General features: G+C 35.7%; 14 protein-coding genes and 2 pseudogenes. All 16 read right to left on the bottom strand.

All coding sequences use genetic code 11. From position 1 onward, the window contains the following. Positions 1-77: 77 nt before the first annotated feature. The 16 genes and pseudogenes from HPS55_RS04390 to glmS all read right to left on the bottom strand — a co-directional run bounded on the left by HPS55_RS04390 (position 78) and on the right by glmS (position 16,648). On the bottom strand, positions 78-536 hold the full coding sequence (locus HPS55_RS04390; protein WP_172176143.1) for a polysaccharide pyruvyl transferase family protein: 459 nt from the start codon (positions 534-536) through the stop codon (positions 78-80). Further along, positions 490-1,134 carry a polysaccharide pyruvyl transferase family protein gene (locus tag HPS55_RS04395; RefSeq protein ID WP_172176145.1) on the bottom strand — a complete coding sequence of 215 codons (645 nt, stop codon included), beginning with the start codon at positions 1,132-1,134 and terminating at the stop codon, positions 490-492. Before HPS55_RS04395 ends, HPS55_RS04390 begins: the two co-directional genes overlap by 47 nt. Next, positions 1,134-2,282 (bottom strand): Coenzyme F420 hydrogenase/dehydrogenase, beta subunit C-terminal domain, encoded by a 1,149-nt coding sequence (locus HPS55_RS04400; RefSeq protein WP_172176146.1) that lies wholly within the window; start codon positions 2,280-2,282, stop codon positions 1,134-1,136. The genes HPS55_RS04395 and HPS55_RS04400 overlap by 1 nt, the downstream gene beginning before the upstream one ends. Before the next feature lie 238 nt (positions 2,283-2,520). Then, positions 2,521-2,887 (bottom strand): annotated as a pseudogene (locus tag HPS55_RS14360) (glycosyltransferase family A protein). 30 nt (positions 2,888-2,917) lie between these two features. Continuing rightward, the gene (locus HPS55_RS04410) at positions 2,918-3,721 is read right to left on the bottom strand and encodes a glycosyltransferase family 2 protein (RefSeq protein ID WP_172323477.1); all 804 of its coding nucleotides are present in this window, start codon (positions 3,719-3,721) and stop codon (positions 2,918-2,920) included. Positions 3,722-3,724: 3 nt separating this feature from the next. Continuing rightward, on the bottom strand, positions 3,725-4,687 hold the full coding sequence (locus HPS55_RS04415; protein WP_172176149.1) for a glycosyltransferase family 2 protein: 963 nt from the start codon (positions 4,685-4,687) through the stop codon (positions 3,725-3,727). 2 nt (positions 4,688-4,689) lie between these two features. Further along, positions 4,690-5,895, bottom strand: coding sequence for a glycosyltransferase (locus tag HPS55_RS04420; protein WP_172176150.1), 1,206 nt, complete (start codon positions 5,893-5,895; stop codon positions 4,690-4,692). Between the two features lie 7 nt (positions 5,896-5,902). After that, positions 5,903-6,775 carry a hypothetical protein gene (locus HPS55_RS04425; RefSeq protein ID WP_172176151.1) on the bottom strand — a complete coding sequence of 291 codons (873 nt, stop codon included), beginning with the start codon at positions 6,773-6,775 and terminating at the stop codon, positions 5,903-5,905. A 52-nt stretch (positions 6,776-6,827) separates the two neighbouring features. Further along, positions 6,828-7,619, bottom strand: a pseudogene (locus tag HPS55_RS04430) (IS5 family transposase); the annotation flags it as partial. 113 nt (positions 7,620-7,732) lie between these two features. Next, a complete protein-coding gene (locus tag HPS55_RS04435) occupies positions 7,733-8,014 on the bottom strand; it encodes an acyltransferase (RefSeq protein WP_172324712.1) in 282 nt (93 codons plus the stop codon). A gap of 1,110 nt (positions 8,015-9,124) precedes the next feature. Further along, a complete protein-coding gene (locus HPS55_RS04440; protein WP_172176153.1) occupies positions 9,125-10,006 on the bottom strand; it encodes a glycosyltransferase family 2 protein in 882 nt (293 codons plus the stop codon). Between the two features lie 330 nt (positions 10,007-10,336). Continuing rightward, positions 10,337-11,884, bottom strand: coding sequence for an MATE family efflux transporter (locus HPS55_RS04445; RefSeq protein ID WP_172176155.1), 1,548 nt, complete (start codon positions 11,882-11,884; stop codon positions 10,337-10,339). A gap of 129 nt (positions 11,885-12,013) precedes the next feature. Continuing rightward, positions 12,014-12,322, bottom strand: a complete 309-nt coding sequence (locus tag HPS55_RS04450; protein ID WP_172176157.1) for a hypothetical protein — start codon at positions 12,320-12,322, stop codon at positions 12,014-12,016. Then, positions 12,246-13,289: a hypothetical protein gene (locus tag HPS55_RS04455; RefSeq protein WP_172176159.1), complete on the bottom strand. Its 1,044-nt coding sequence runs from the start codon at positions 13,287-13,289 to the stop codon at positions 12,246-12,248. The genes HPS55_RS04450 and HPS55_RS04455 overlap by 77 nt, the downstream gene beginning before the upstream one ends. A gap of 406 nt (positions 13,290-13,695) precedes the next feature. Beyond that, entirely contained in the window at positions 13,696-14,622 is a 927-nt protein-coding gene (locus HPS55_RS04460; protein ID WP_172176161.1) for a DUF2971 domain-containing protein, read from the bottom strand. Positions 14,623-14,746: 124 nt separating this feature from the next. Further along, positions 14,747-16,648: a glutamine--fructose-6-phosphate transaminase (isomerizing) gene (gene glmS, locus HPS55_RS04465; RefSeq protein ID WP_172324714.1), complete on the bottom strand. Its 1,902-nt coding sequence runs from the start codon at positions 16,646-16,648 to the stop codon at positions 14,747-14,749. Positions 16,649-16,758 lie beyond the last annotated feature (110 nt).

The raw sequence follows: 16,758 nt of genomic DNA on the forward strand, positions 1-16,758 counted from the left end.
AGACAATGACCAATGCCAAAAACAGTTTCTGTTTTTTTAGCGGTCTTAGCTCACTCTTTATATAAGACAACATAACTTTATTGTATCTTTTCTTTTAAAATTCCACAACAACGTTTTCTTTCCACACTAACTTTCTCATTCACAATTTGCCAATCTATGGTATCTATAGAATTGTCTTTAACTCTATCCATTAGACCGGTAAATTCCAAAAGACTATTAAACCTAGAGTTTCCTCTACTATTATTACCTAAGACATAAAAAGGTTTGTTGAAAAGTATGGAAAATACAGTTCCGTGAAAACTATCCGTTGTCACATAACTACTTTTTTCTATCAATTTCAACCAATTTTCTATGGACAAAACCTTTTGACCAGTTTCTGAGATCCCAATATTTATAATTTTCAGGTTGTATTTGCAAGCTATTTCTTCTACTTGATAATGCTTTTCCGTATCATTGTCAAGCAAATAGGCGAGCAAATACGGTTCCTTTTCATTTACATCGACTCCCCCCCCTACAAGCAATATCCCTATATACATGAGATTCTAAAAGCATTGTCGGGTCTATAACCCATTCCGCCTTACACTCCAAGATGTCCTTACATATTTTAATGCCATTTTTTTCTCTCGTTGAAACATAATCAAAATCTTTTAACAAAGACTTACAATATTCTGCAACATTACAAGAAGGTTTCCAGTCATCCACGCCAAAAGATGCCGCATATGCTATTCTTTTTATATTCCATCCCTTTGCAAAATCAAGAAAAAACACAAGTTGATCACTATAAAGTCCTCTCCATACTTGGTCACTTCCTACGACAATAGCATCAAAAGTGTCCTGATGCACATTCTGCAAAGGAACTTGTTGAGGTATGAGTTTTTGTATAAAAGGTATGATTATCTTCATTTTTTCTCTCAACTGCAATTGAGGATGGTTTTCCTTGTATAAGCCCAACATCTTAAAAAATTGCCATCTGGCTACCGATATTTTTTCCCTACAAGATGTCACTTCATACATTTTTCCATCTATCAGAGACACATTATGCCCATAACTTTGTAAAGTATAATACAAGGCAAAAGCCTGCAAAACACCACCATAATTTGTATGCAATGGCAATGTAAGTATTCCGATATTCATTATTTTACGATTAAATCCAACAACTTTTTGACATTCTTTTGTATGTGGTCAAACATAGTTATTTCCAATTCTTCATTTATTAAAGAACAGACATCATCCCTATATTGCAATTTTCTGAAAAATCGCTTTCTATGCAGATGTTCCTCCGTCGCTTTATAGAAAGCCCCATTATATTTTTTTGATTTTTCAAAGTCAGTTTGTATAGATTCTGTGTTTATCCTCTTGAAAGTTTTATACCCCTTGTCTGTATTTAACAATACTAGACTGACTCCATCATCATCATCAAATAAGGTATTTATATTCCTTATAGCCCAATGATCTCCTATTGTTAAATCTGAACCTGAACGTCCGTTTCTTGCCAGACAATGGTAACAGGATGGTCTTAAAGACATATCGGAAAGGAAAGCCTTCATGTAGATATTATTAAAAAAAGCGGAATCCACTATTATATGTTTTCCAACTTCTATGACAATGCCGAAATTCTTCCAACCTCTCTTTTTGCTGCGAAAAGATATATTAGTCAAGGAAGAAACATTATGTTGCGAAATTTCTTCCAAATACTTCTCCCATAAGAACGGACTGGGTGCACCATGACATAAATAGTCAACCAACAATAAATTGTCATAATTGTGCCCCAAATACCTTCTTAAGCCTGCTATCTGACATGACGAGCCTGTATATAACACTTTTCTGCCGGATTTAAGAAAATCTCTCGCTTGAGCATAAGAATCTCCTATGCTACATTGCACATATTTAGAACCACGAAACTTTTTGAGTCCATCCTTATTCTCCGTATAATCCATTACAACCTGCCAATTCTCATCAAACCTTGCACCAAAAACAACGCCATTTTGAGATAGGACATATTCTGCAATGAGAGTGAACATCCCCCCCGAGGAACTTTCTTTCCTTATTGTCTCATCACTACTTTTAGCAGCGTAGCAATCAATGGGGGAAACTATATCAAAAGGACTTATTTCCGGACAAGCCCTTTCGCACAATCCACAATATATACAGTTGTTTCTATTTATTTTAGGATAAAGGAAACCTTCATTGTCACGAACCATTTCTATGCAATTTTTCGGACAAATCTGTTGGCAAGCAGTGCAACCACAACACATTTTTTTATCTTTTATGATTATTGGCATTTTAAGATCTTTTTATCAACATTTTTAATGAACGCTTTACAAAACGAGTCCAGCTTCGCTTTAACAACTTACATATTGCAAGTATTGACACACAAACATTTGGTCTTCTCCTAAACTTATTCCGTTTTCAAACCAGATGTTTTCGTCTTTGAGTACTTTACGAAGAAAGCACTTATTAGTTACCAAATACACAGGGTTGCCTATAAAACTTTCACTAAAATATTCATTTACTATTCGTCTATTTCCTATACCCCCTCCTGTGTATCCCCATAAATACTTTACCGGTTGTTACTCCTGTAATCAGTAAATCGTACTGATATGTTACGGAATCACACAAACAACTCCAATAGCCTGGCATTACATAATCATCCGAATCAACAAATGTAACCCAAATACCGACACTCTTAAAAATTCCCATATTCCGAGCACTACTGACACCTCCATTATCCTTAATAGTAGTAATGAAAACGAGAATCCAATTGTTCATATGCCTTACATATATCACAAGAACCGTCAGAACTACCATCATCAATCAATAGTACCTCATAGTCTTTCATTTGCATGGCCAAAATGCTATCCAAACAATCTTGCAAATGTCTTTTCACGATTATAAATTGGTATTATAATAGACAACTTCATAATCTTTTCCCGATCTTTATGAATAACTTATTACATAGTCTCGACACAAAAAATCGATTACAAAAATCTAATGAACGAGATTTCATTGCACTATTGAAAATGTCACTCCATTTTAAAGTTCCATTATTTAAACACGTTTCCAAGAATCTTGACATGTCTTTATGACATTTATCCATATCCGAAGACACACCACCATTTTCCATATATGACACGGTTAAAGGCAATATTCTAATAGAGCATTTTTTCTCAATCACAGATTTTATCCAAAACACCCAATCTGCACAGACTATATAATGTTCATTGTATCCGCCACATCTGTCAAACAAGTTGCGTTTTATGAATGTAGCTTGATGCGGAAGTGTGGAACTGAGAAAAAATTCCATATTAATCTCGCTAATATGTAGTTTTGGAGAAATTCCTTTTGTTTTATTTTTAATGTCGATAAACCGCTGCCTGCCTATCAGCAATTCTTCATTTAAATCCAATCCGTTTTCAAAGATATTTGATAAAACATCTTTATCTGCAAAATAATCACCGGAATTTAGAAACAACAGATATTCACCATGCGAAAAGGATACACCTTTGTTCATAGCATTATAGATGCCATTATCTTTCTCACTAACCCAAAATGATATGATGTTTTCATTCTGTTTGATTATATCTACACTCTTGTCTGTTGACCCACCATCAACAACAATATATTCCACGTCTGTATAAGTTTGTCGGGCAACGCTATTAACCGTTCGCTCTAACCCTTGACAATTATTGTAGTTTACTGTTATAATTGATATTGTCTTCACGCACTAATCTATTACCATTCGTATTTTTCTTCCACGCAATCTTTGCAGCAAATGGAACAACCTCACATACACGCCGTAAAAACTCCAATTCTCAATGAATATAACATTTTTCTTTGGTGATAGCCCTTTCAGCCAAAGATTTTCTTTCAATAGAAGTATTATCTCCATGTAATATTGTTGTTTCATTTTTACTTCTGGAAACAACAATGTTGACGTATAATCAATAAAACGATGTAGAGTTAGCTTGTCTTTCAGTTCTGGACAATATGGAAGTATCAAATTTTCCATTTCATCATTGAAATCCCTGATATAGTTAAATCCCCATATTTTTGTATGCATAGCAGACTCTTCATTCATTGAATAGACATAAAACCTTTCTGCAATACTTACAAACTTACGACATGAGCTCATTACCTTGATGTTAAAAAGCAAGTCTTCGCCTATCTTAAAACGAGGATTGATGTCAAAGCATTCTTCCGTAATAGCCCTTTTTCGGAAAAAAGCACTATGTATATAAGGGAGCAATTTACCCTCTAATACCAACGTGTATGCAGAGACAACATCTGACACTTCGCCTATGTAACCATTACCGTAATCAACACGTTGACAGTTCTTCGAATACCATCCTCCTGCTTTTATAATGTCATATTTCCCTGAAAGCCAACCTAAAACATTATCATTTAACACCAATTCATCATCAGCATCAACAAAACAGACATACTCTCCGCTTGACTTACTCCAGCCAAGCTTGCGGGCCGCATTGACTCCTTTGTTGCATTGGCTATAAAGTCTCACTGCATTATTCAGCCTGATTATTTCCATAGTCACATACTCTGTTTCATCCGTACTACCATCGTCCACGATAATAATCTCATATGGAACCGAACATGTTTTCTCTATACTTGCCACTGTTGACTGCAATGTCTTAGCTGCATTGTAACATGGTATGATAAAAGAAACATCCATAACTATTTAGATTTATATAGCTCGAAATACTTTGGCATAACATCCTTTTGGTCAAACTGCAAAGCGAAAATCCTGCTTTTTGTCCCTGCATCAACAAATAAAAAATTTAATATGGCATCACGCAAAGCTTCGTAGTCTTTTCTCGGAACAACCATACCGGCATTTGGAGCAACAGTCTCTTTTGTTCCATCCGAATCAAAAGCCACAACAGGTGTTCCACAAGCCTGACATTCCAAATTTACCGTAGGAAAATTATCAGCTAATGTCGGATTAACGAACAAATCCGCAGCAGTATAAAATTGCAACAACTCCTCTCTGTCTACTCTTGGAAAAGCCAAGATCCGCTTATTGTCTTTATACTTTTCCACATCACGGTCTATGCATCCTATCCAAATAAAATAGTATTTGTCAGGAAGTTCATTAAACAAACGATGAAGATATGCACGACCTTTAAGCTCCCAAATAGGATTTCCTACAGAAAGAAGTATGATTTTATCTTTAGCAATACCATATTTCTGTCTCACATCCTGCTTAACAGGATGAAACATATCCAAATTGATGCCATTGTTTATGACAACACATGGCTTATCCTTAAGATACGACTTTGCAACTAACGAACTCATCCATTTTGAGGGAGTCGCTATAGTGAGGTCCTTAAGGCTTCCTATTGTACTTTTCCGGTACTTATGCGTTAAACCGACAAGGTAAAGATATCTACATGAAGGTACTATAAAAGTATTCTTACAGTTTTTTCCGCTACACTCTTTCTGCCATTCTTTACACCCAATGTAGTTAGGATAAGGACAATTCCCCGTCATTACACGAGCATCGTGAAATGTCCAAACTGCCTTTATATTGTGCTTGTTGATATACTTGCATAGCAATCCCATATTAAGGAACCAGTCATTAGTAACATGTAAATGAATGACATCTGGATGTATCTCATCCAGTTTACTTAAAAATCGTTTGGTCGCAAACCATGAAAACATATCCTGCAATCCAAAATAGTCGAACATGCGGCTATGAATACCACAGGAAATAGTGTCACCGACAACAATGTCATGCTCTTGAAGTGCTTTTCCCTTTACATATTTAATAGCAAAATAAGCCTTTCCGCCATGCCTTTCAACCATTTCCTTTGTTGCAACGAACCATTGACCGATAAGATCATTGGGTTTATATGAAGAGTGTATATATACGATATTCATTATTGTTTTAATTTACAAATTTTAGCCTGCGCATTAATGCAAGTTGTATCCTATCCAACCAATAGAATATTATTTGCGGAAAACGTGGCTTATGACGAATTTCAAATGACGCTGTGTCAAAATTCATCATGGCAAGTCTTTTCAAGTCACCTTTCCTTACAGCACGACCAAAAAGTAAGCCAGCTTCACGTAATGTTCTCAAACACCGTGACTTAAATATGACCGGATGATGTGCCATACAGTAATTTCCGTATGTCTCAAATTCACTGAATGCCTGCTGATCTTTTCCACTGGTGGCGTTTATAATTTTCTCAAACCAAAGATCTCCATCAACATCCGAACAAGCTATTGCATGTATAAGTTCTTTCATCACATCCACGTCTATCGGCATATGTTCGGCTATAAACGAAAATCCAGCCAAACGACGAAAACCAAGAAGCCGTTCAGTCGTATCAAAATATGGTGTATGGTTTTCATCTTTAACTGTAAAAAGATACCTCCCGTTTTCGTAATAAGAAAGCTGATGCAAGGGTATTGTGTCCGAGTCCCAAATCAAATATTGCATAGTTGCATATCTGCTCAATGCAAATCCCATTTTCAAGAATTGCTGCAAATACCAACTGGGATATTTTTGACAAGTGAAATGCTTTTCCATGACGGAACGCACGGCTTGCATAGAGAGCCCTTCAACCATACGGTCTTCGTCTATGAAAATAACGTGATGCCTTGTCAGCCATTTCTTTGAGAAGAAAATTTTATTCTTTACATTACTAATTATATATATATATTCTTCATCAGATTGAAGATATTTGCGAATACATTTTATATTCGTCTTTACAATATGATGGTCTTTTGCTGACAAACAAATAACTACATCCATATTTTCTATTGAAATTGTTTAAACTAAGTTGATTTGTGAATTTTTTATCAATAAAGGCAAGGAAATTCCATCCTTTCCAGCTGGAAACGGTGGTGTCGAAGCGGGTCAGAACCGCTTTGAAACCATCCATCCATGCATTGGTTCTTTCTATTTTCCATCTTTCCCTATACATTTTCTCATCGAAAAGCCTTTCCTCTGTCTTTTCCCTTCCGTTTCTCGGATTCGGGCAGACATTGGATATGATTCCATGATAATCAAGGGCTCGTCTGAGTTCCTTGCCATCGAAGCCGGCATCGAGATCGCAGAAAAGACCATCCACCGGAATGTCGGAGGCCTTGAGCTGCCCGACTATCTCATCTATTCTGTTCTCTATATCATAGAGGTCGGCATGATTGCCGGACTGAGGTTCGGACATCGCCAACGGTATTCCCTGATTGTCGGTAAAGAAGAGGGCATTTGTCGTGCTTCTCTTCTTCCTGCCCTGATACTCAACCTTCTCACCGCCACGATATGCAGGAGTATGGGACCCGTCAATATGGGAAAGCGACAGATCAAGGCATATCTTCCCCTTGTTGAGAATCCAGGAATATACAGCCTGCCATTCATCCTTAGCACTCCATTTGCGGTAATGATGGAATACTGTGTTCCAGCTCGGAATTTCACCGCTGAAGAGATGGCCCATTGGAAGAAGCCGCCACTGGCAACCGCTTTTCAACTTGTAGAGAATGGCGTTGACAATCTCCACAAGATCGAATTTGGGGATAAATCCCTTCTTTGCAACAGAAAGATGTGGCATAATTTCAGATTTTATTGTATCTTTGTCGAGTACAGCGTATTCCGTCATTGGTACAATATATTATACTGTGTGGTAACTATAATATAAGTGCGTCCTTTGAGGAATGCGCTGTATTTTAATGAATCATTAACATCTCAAAATAAGTTTAAACAACTTCATATTTATATGAGATATTCTAATCCCATTTTTATTCTTAAATTCTCACACAATTCAACATCTTCTTTACATTCTTCCGTCCATGGTTCGCATGCTTTCAAAGTTTTAGCCGGAACACCTCCTATAAGCATATTTTTTGTATCAAAGCTTTTATTTACGAAACTACATGCAGATATTTTACAACCATCCGATATCCTTACGCGATGTGCCACTACAACATTTGTCGCAATATATACATTATTACCTACTTCTTTAAAATCACCATCCGCAAATGTTGTCAGATTCATAAGGCAGCAATAATTTCCAATTTTAGTAGCTCCATTCAAAACGATACTGCCATGATGAGGTATACGACATCCATACCCAAGAGTATATAGAGGTATTTCAAATCCTAACTTATATCCTAAACGGTCATAGCGTATCTTGTAAAACAAATATGCAAAATACCAAAAAGGACTTTTCTTATAGGGGGGGTAGCATAAAACTCTAACTTTCTAAGTGTAATCATATATTGTCGAAGTTTGGAAGGGTAGAAGATCCGACCAAACCACGAACGATGCCAAGCAACCTTGTTCATTATGGCATCCGCCTTGATATAAAACTCGGTTTCTTTTCTTGTCCTCATTTTTAACATAAATTTTGTTAGATATATCTGATATCCTGTTTTATGTAACAATTCATGATATTCCCAATGACATGATGAACATTGAAAAACAAGCCAATACGGCATGATTCACATAAAGACTATGTATTGGGCTACATAAAACAATGAAAAAATGACAACATAATGAAGCAAAAGGTATATTGTAAACAAACATCTGTTGATACTTAATAATATGCCACTCTTGACTTCTGATTCATTAATGATATTAACATGAGATTAAAGAAAAATATGTAGAAGGATTGAATGCCTGCAATTACTGTAAACAGCCATAAACATGCCAAGGATATAACAATCGGTCTTTTGCGCAACAAGCAATATAATTTACACCCCCAATAAAGAAAGTGTAATAATCAAGTAAATATTCCACTATTTCATTTGTTTCAGTCCCAAACTTTCCACTTACGATATATAACATATATGCTAATATACCAATTAGCAATAACCAACTTTCTTTTACCTAATAGCAGGTCAAACTTCTTACAAAAAGTCTTTTGTCTTTGTCTATCAGAATAATGTTCCTTGTAGGTGTAAAACAACATACTGAAATCATAAAGAATGTAAGAAGCATCGTATTACTTAATATTTGTAAGAATACCAAATCCACTACAACTTTAGCCTCTTTAGCATCACCAACATATCCTGTCCATTGCCACATATAAATATGGGCAAGCACAATGATATGCCACAATAATCAAAGTTGCAAGAACTCTTATTCTAAGTATTGAATTAGACATCATACAAATCCTAATAGTTGTTTTAATTTATATTCAACCCCAAGCCATTTTCTTATTATGAGATAAGCATATTTCCAATAATATGATAATCCATATCTCGCTTTCATAGAATTCACCCCATCTGTATATGTGCGACTTCCCTCATTTATATATTGTCCCATCTTGATTTTCTGCCAAAATGTTTTATGAGCGAAATCTATATTAAAAATAAAATCTTTCTCTTTTTTATTATTAGGTATTTTACTCAATTCCGCAAACTCTCCATGGTGTATAAAAGAAACCTTAGGTGTCATGGCAACAGCACTTTTGACAAACAACTTTAGTTCAAAATCTGCATCCTCATATCTAGACAAATTCTCGTTGTATGGCTTCGTACCCAATAGACTTCTTTTATATATGCAAGCTCCACTTGCAAAAATTGCCTTATTCCCAATAAGAGCCTTTATAAAATTATGAAAAAGCATCTCATGAGTTATTCGTAAATCTATATTACGAATATTACCATCTTCTTCCTTGACACAAATATTTGAAGATGCTATATTGACATTGTATTTTTCGGTTAATCCAATGAGAACTTCTAAGTTATTTGGCATCATTTCATCGTCTGCATCCAAAAATACAATCCATTCTCCAGACGCTTTTGAAAGACCAAAATTTCGTGCAGAACTCACACCTCCATTCTTTTTATGAAAATATTTGATTCGTCCATATTCCGAAGCGATCTTTTTTACTATAGAAGCACTATTGTCTGTTGAACCATCATCTGCTATTATAATTTCAAGGTTATTATATGTTTGGTTGAGTACAGACATCAAGGTCTGACTTATCGCTTTTTCCTTATTGTACAGAGGAATTATAATAGAAATTAGTTCATTTGTCATATTAAAATCCAATTTTGTTTATAAATATCTCTCACTAGCTGTTTTTCGTTGCGCCATACCCTTGGTGTCATTACCATTTTGTCTTCATAAGTAAGCCGTATAAATTAATCTTTATGACTTACTTAATGTCATTGTCTGCTCTAATAGAACCATTTGAAGAATTTATACACATACAAGTAAAATCAAATATCATTTTATCCACCTAATTTCAATTGGAGTGCTCTTGCAAAAGCATATTGGAACATCTGATTACCATGTTTTCATTCTTATAGTTTTCATTATTTTCAGTTTATGTTTTAATAATTCAATACGACAATACATTCATTTTTTCTATTTGCTTATATTTAACATCTTGGCTATCACGAATGCTATTTTTTCTTTTACCAAATTTTGCTCATTTTTCTGTAAGCCAATAAAGAATACAGAAAGAACAGTAATAATAGATAAAACAGAACAAACAAGTAGTGAAGTTATAAAATATGCCGGCTTCACCAACTCATGCAATACAAAACCGACAAGAGTTGTCCCAACAGTAACTATAATTATTGGAAATATAACATACCTTAAATATGTTTTCAAAGACAGATTAATCATTTTGCGAAGCATAATTGCCCGAGCCAGCACTGCCACTATATGTATAACTAAATAAATATAAAACGCAGACAAAGGTTCCAAGCCAAACTTCAATACCATCCAAGTAAAAGGAAGTATTGACAATAAGGTAAAAGACTCTACCATTTGAAACTTCTTGATGTTGCCTGTAGCTTGGGCTGCAATCACCTGTGGGTTGCACAACGCATTAACAGCTGTTGTCAATAATAGTAATCTCACAAAACCAATAGTATACTTTGGCACCTCTTTTAACCAAAAGCCAAGTATATTATCTGCCTCAATTATGATTGGCAAGGATATTATAAAGATCAAGAAATATGAAAACTTCGAACTTGCAAAGATAAGTTTATGCATATATTCCATGTTCCCGGTTGCATAAGACTTATATATCTGGGGATTCAAAGCCATCTGAAAACTATTACTCAAAGAACCTACTTTGCTAAGCACTGTATTAGCAATACCTTTTGCAGCATTTACAAGAGGACCAAAGAATTGGTTCAAAATAATACTATGTCCGGTCGTCATTACAAGAGCAGATCCTGACCCTATCAAATTCCAACCGGCAAAAGCAAACATACTCGTAAATATCTTTTTGTCATACAAGAAGTGAAATGTTATCTCGGGCAATTTGACCAAGCCGTATATAATGTAACACCCTTGAACAACAAACTGCGTTGCAAACATCAAAACGGAATACATAACAAGTCTGTCTGTTGATCCCAAATCTAAGGCAAAAACTACCACCAATTTTAAAACAACATCCAATATAGAAATGTATGAATAGACAGACATCTTCTCATAAGCTACAATGGCAGCATTAAAAGGTACGCTCATTACTGATATCACCATACTTAATATTGATGTTTGATAAATCCATTGAGCAGCAATTATTCTATCAGACGGTATATTCAACTGATTACATACAAACCACAAACCTATTGTCTCTCCAATCAACAAAATGACAAATGACAACAGACCGTGGATAGAGAGAGCATTCCCAAATACCTTATTTAATTTTTCAAAATTTTCACAACCCAATTCAATTGTTATATTACGGGTGGTAGAGGATTGTAAGGCTCCATTAAGCATCCACATCATCGCAACTACTCCACCAACAACATTGTAAATACCATAGTCTTCTGCACCTAACTTATCTAACACTAATCTTGCTGTATAGAGGCTTATAAAAACCGTAAACAGCATTCTTACATATAGGATAAAGGTGTTTTTTGCTATTCGTTGGGTCTTCTGTGATTCTTCCGACATCTTCTATTTTATGATAATGATAGTGTGAGATAACCTATTCTACTAAATTATTTATCACAAAAACAATTTATAACAAATATTGAATATGCTGTAGGCATCCTCAAAAGACATCTATTCATATGTTTTCATTTATAACTTTCCAGATCTTTTAATATCTTCTCCTAAATCATGAAGTTGAGAGAATCCAGACTTTAATAGAAGATTACTCACGAAAGTGAGACCTTTTCCCATGGATATTTTAAAGAAACCTTCTTTGTAATATGTATTATAGGACTTTATTCCTGAAGACAATGCTTCATGAAATATTGACTGATTTCTTTGAGATAAGGCCACTCCCGAAATTACTAACGGCACTTTTTCTTTATAAATGTCTAAGAGTTTTTTTCTTTCTTTTGTAATAGATGTTTTTTTCTCTTTCTGTTTCCTCTTTTTGTTCATATATTTTATATTCTAAAAATATTTCATATAATAGATGGGCTATCAATCCCATCAGTTGAGCACATTCTTCTTCTACAAAACATCCAGTGTTTTCTGTATCGAATATAAGAAGTCCTTCCGGTATAGCCTCTTTTTTAAAAGGTGGTACAATTTTGAAAACAGCCATTGATTTGTAATGTCTTGGATAGTTCTCACTCGATGTAAAGAATATTTCATCTGCTTCATCCTTGGATAAGTCGTTTGACATCCAATACCGAGTATTCGAATTAAATAAATAATTAAAAATGCTATTTACCTGGTATATTCTTTCCTCGTTATGCTCATGATAATGCTTTGCATCTAAAAAAGCCCTTTTTTGATCAGCATCTTTGTCAGGCAAAACAATATATTTATGGTTAAGATTTCGTTCTTTGCTCACATCCCTCTTAATACTTTCTCGTTGAACTTGAACATAGGGGGTAAGAAATGATTTATTGTCCGATGAATATGATAAAAGCTTTATATTTATGGATAATGTCAAATTGAAAACGTCTTTTAACGATGGACCTGTTAAGTTTAGAAGATCTCCAATTCTCTCTTGTAATTGTTCCCTATTAAGAATAAGCCCTTTTCTTATTTCATTTTTCAATTTATAGGAGTGGTGATATAGTTTGCAATGCACCAATTTCAATAGCTTACCATTTTTATTAAGCAATCTATAAACAAAGAAATTTAACGGACTACATTCTATATTGTGTGTTCCTATTTTTTTTCTGCGCGATAGAGTTACATAAATTGTCAACAAAATAGGACAATAAAATATTAACAAAATAAGTAGCAATATATTTATTACAATGATTAAATAGGGTGAAAAGAAAGGCAAATATTTATTCAATATATTCAAAACATTGTCAATGCCTGTTATGTAGGTAATGAGGTTTGCAATAAAACCATAAATCCCTAATAATATGTGTAATACTTTCCTCATGGAACGTACTTAATATGCTTTAAAATTGTTCTCTTTTATGGAGTGAAATTCTTTAAATTAACATCCAAATTTAACCTATGAAATTAAGGCGCAGAATGAGCTCATTCTGTAATTACTAGTCAAAAGACAGATAATCCTTTAATATGTGCTTTTAATACGATGCCCGATGCAACATCCAATAGAAAACGTACAGCTGTCGCATAACTGCTACACATTGATGGTAAGCCGATTCTTACAAATACATTATAATAAATTAAGATTTATACATATAAGTCTTCCAAACGTATGAATAGATAAAACACTATATCACTATACAATAGATTTACAAAAGCGTTCTATTTTGGCATGTAATTTTACAGAAATGGCCGAAATAAGATATATGATCTACAAAAAATCTTTGGGACACTTAACAACTTTCCAAAAACTCTATTCCAAAACCTGTATGGCAAAGTTTAGCTTTCTTGGTAATTATTTCATTAGAATATTGTGTTTCAATTATATTTTTTATCATCTTTTCATTTCCAGATGAAACACGTGCTCCAATATATACACAATCTATAGCTTCATTTGATAATTTGATAACAGGATTGTCATTATGGTCATACCAAATGATTAAATCCTTATTTTTCTGCCCATCAAAAATAAAACGGCATTCATTTTCATATTTCCACTTATCACTTTTAGTTAATAATGTAGACTTAATATCTTCCCATATATCATTGTCACATATTCTTTGTTCGTCCAGTATAAACCTTTGTTGACTATATTTCATACGCAAAGGAGGATTGTCTTTAAACGGCTTTTGATTAATTCTAAAACCAATTACAACACCTTTGTGTGAATCTGCATAGTGACTCCACATAAGGAGATTATCATTAGTAGTCGAAAAGCAAGATGTATACGTTTCCGCAGACAAAAGAAGAAACTTTTTCATATATTTCTCGATCTTATTGACAGTCTGACTATCTGCTTTATTCAAAAATTTTGAAGTTAATTTCATTGACCCCCCTAATAAAACCAATGCACCAATGAGGGAAATAGGAGATGTCAAAGCTAAACCTGAATTAACTACAGATGTTGCAATAGCCCCAATCGCTGCATTATTTATGTTTACTTTTCCACAAGATTTATCCTCAATCACTTTTGTTACTATATTTTGAATTTTCCCATAATCACCAGATGTAACTATATTTTTCAATTCTTCATAATATACACCTTCTATTGAGCATTCATAAGGATCATTATAACGTGAAAAATGACTTAACGGCAAACATTTGTTACGTAAAATATATCGCGCTTTATCAAAAGACATGTATTGATATCTTGTACTCATAAATAAATTTTTATAGGTAATGTTTATACTTTTGATTCTCAAAAAATCAGTTTATAATTCTAATACATTATTTATCTACCATTTTCTATAAAAATATGGATGATAAAGATTTACTAAAATAAACCTACTCCACCGTCACGCTCTTCGCAAGATTCCTCGGCTGGTCAACATTCAGACCCTTCGCAACAGCAACATGATAGCTCAGAAGCTGAAGCGGAATGACACTTAGCAACGGGGCAAGACATGCCAGTGTTGGCGGTACCTCAATGGTTTCATCAACCATTGCCTTTACCTGTTCGTCACCTTCGGTCACAATTGCCAAAATTCTGCCTTTACGACTTATCACTTCCTGCATATTGGAAACGATTTTCTGATAAAGCTGATGATGTGTGGCAAGGAACACCACAGGCATTTCGCTGTCTATCAGGGCTATAGGCCCGTGCTTCATTTCAGCGGCTGGATAGCCCTCAGCATGTATGTATGAAATCTCCTTCAGTTTCAATGCTCCTTCCAAAGCTACGGGATAATTATAACCTCGACCGAGATACAGGAAATTCTTAGAATAAGTATATCTGCGCGCGATGTTCTTTATCTTGTCATTCTGTTCCAGCACTTTCTGAATCTTATCTGGTATCATGACTAGCTCATGCAACACCTCGCTGTATTCTTCCTGCGACACCGTGCCTTTGGCCATGCCGAGAGCGAGGGCGAGCATCACCAAGACTGTCACCTGACCCGTGAATGCCTTAGTGGAGGCCACACCTATCTCGGGACCGACATGGATATAGATTCCTGTGTCACTGATACGCGATATGCTGGAACCAACGGTATTGACGATACCGAAGACAAGTGCCTTATTAGCCTTGGCCATCTCCATGGCTGCCATCGTGTCGGCTGTCTCACCGCTCTGCGATATCGCCATGACAACATCGTCGGGTTCGATTACTGAGTCCGAATAGCGGAACTCGCTCGCATAAGCCACCTCGACAGGAACCTTGCAGAAATGCTCTATCAGCTGCTTGCCGATCAAACCAGCATGCCACGATGTGCCGCAGCTTACGATGATGATTCGTCGGGCACGCAGAAGCTCGCGCCTATGGAGTGTGACAGCGCTAAGGATAACGCTCAGACTGTCGCATTTGTCACCATGCCAATGCGGTGACCACGGACGGGAATAAGGCGCATTGACAATGCGGCCGCGCATGCAGTCCCTCAATACATTGGGCTGGTCGAATATCTCCTTGAGCATGAAATGCTCGAAACTGTCCTTGCTAAGCATGTTCAGGTCAATATCAACTTCCTTGACCTCAGGACTTATCTTCTCATTGTCAAGGTTGAATACCTGTACGTCCATGCCACGCTCACAAACGGCTATCTCACCGTCGTTGAGATATATTATATGCTTGGTATATGCTGCTATCGGAGAGGCATCGCTGGCGATGAATATCTCCTTGTTACCCTCAGTAACACCGATGGCAAGCGGAGACGACTTGCGGGCACACACAAGACGGTCCGGTTCTCTACGGTCGATGACGGAGATGGCGTATGCCCCGATGATCTTTTTCAAGGCAAGCCGCACTGCCATTGCAAGATTACAATCCGGAACAGAATCTTTTGTGTACTGAATAAGTTGAACCAGAACCTCCGTATCCGTTTCGCTCTTAAATGTATATCCTTTCTCTATGAGTTGTTCTTTTAGCGTGGCATAATTCTCGATTATACCGTTATGAACAAGCGTTATGTCGCCAGACCCACTGATATGGGGATGACTGTTGGCTTCCGACGGTACTCCGTGAGTAGCCCAACGGGTATGTGCGATACCGACGGTTCCGACACAGTCCTTGTCTGACACGACTGACTCCAAATCAGAAACATTACCCTTGGATTTGTATACATTAAGGTTGCCACTATCCGAAACAAGGGCAACACCGGCACTGTCGTAACCTCGGTACTCAAGGCGGTGAAGGCCATCCATCAATATCGGATAGGCCTCACGAATGCCGATATATCCTACTATTCCACACATAACTTTTTATTACGTATATCCTAACTTAATAAAATATGAATAAAAATATCAGACTATATTATCAACGTACATCCCATTTCTCAAAAGTGAAAACGACATGAAAAAATATC

It is taken from the genome of Xylanibacter rodentium, assembly GCF_013166575.1.
In the GTDB taxonomy this organism is placed as follows: Bacteria; Bacteroidota; Bacteroidia; order Bacteroidales; family Bacteroidaceae; genus Prevotella; species Prevotella rodentium.

What these genes read in the sequence shown, in the direction of transcription:
- HPS55_RS04390 (WP_172176143.1), bottom strand. Translation starts at nt 536, where the DNA reads ATGTATATAGGGATATTGCTTGTAGGGGGGGGAGTCGATGTAAATGAA.
- HPS55_RS04395 (WP_172176145.1), bottom strand. Translation starts at nt 1,134, where the DNA reads ATGAATATCGGAATACTTACATTGCCATTGCATACAAATTATGGTGGT.
- HPS55_RS04400 (WP_172176146.1), bottom strand. Translation starts at nt 2,282, where the DNA reads ATGCCAATAATCATAAAAGATAAAAAAATGTGTTGTGGTTGCACTGCT.
- HPS55_RS04415 (WP_172176149.1), bottom strand. Translation starts at nt 4,687, where the DNA reads ATGGATGTTTCTTTTATCATACCATGTTACAATGCAGCTAAGACATTG.
- HPS55_RS04420 (WP_172176150.1), bottom strand. Translation starts at nt 5,895, where the DNA reads ATGAATATCGTATATATACACTCTTCATATAAACCCAATGATCTTATC.
- HPS55_RS04425 (WP_172176151.1), bottom strand. Translation starts at nt 6,775, where the DNA reads ATGGATGTAGTTATTTGTTTGTCAGCAAAAGACCATCATATTGTAAAG.
- HPS55_RS04435 (WP_172324712.1), bottom strand. Translation starts at nt 8,014, where the DNA reads ATGAATCTGACAACATTTGCGGATGGTGATTTTAAAGAAGTAGGTAAT.
- HPS55_RS04440 (WP_172176153.1), bottom strand. Translation starts at nt 10,006, where the DNA reads ATGACAAATGAACTAATTTCTATTATAATTCCTCTGTACAATAAGGAA.
- HPS55_RS04445 (WP_172176155.1), bottom strand. Translation starts at nt 11,884, where the DNA reads ATGTCGGAAGAATCACAGAAGACCCAACGAATAGCAAAAAACACCTTT.
- HPS55_RS04450 (WP_172176157.1), bottom strand. Translation starts at nt 12,322, where the DNA reads ATGAACAAAAAGAGGAAACAGAAAGAGAAAAAAACATCTATTACAAAA.
- HPS55_RS04455 (WP_172176159.1), bottom strand. Translation starts at nt 13,289, where the DNA reads ATGAGGAAAGTATTACACATATTATTAGGGATTTATGGTTTTATTGCA.
- HPS55_RS04460 (WP_172176161.1), bottom strand. Translation starts at nt 14,622, where the DNA reads ATGAGTACAAGATATCAATACATGTCTTTTGATAAAGCGCGATATATT.
- glmS (WP_172324714.1), bottom strand. Translation starts at nt 16,648, where the DNA reads ATGTGTGGAATAGTAGGATATATCGGCATTCGTGAGGCCTATCCGATA.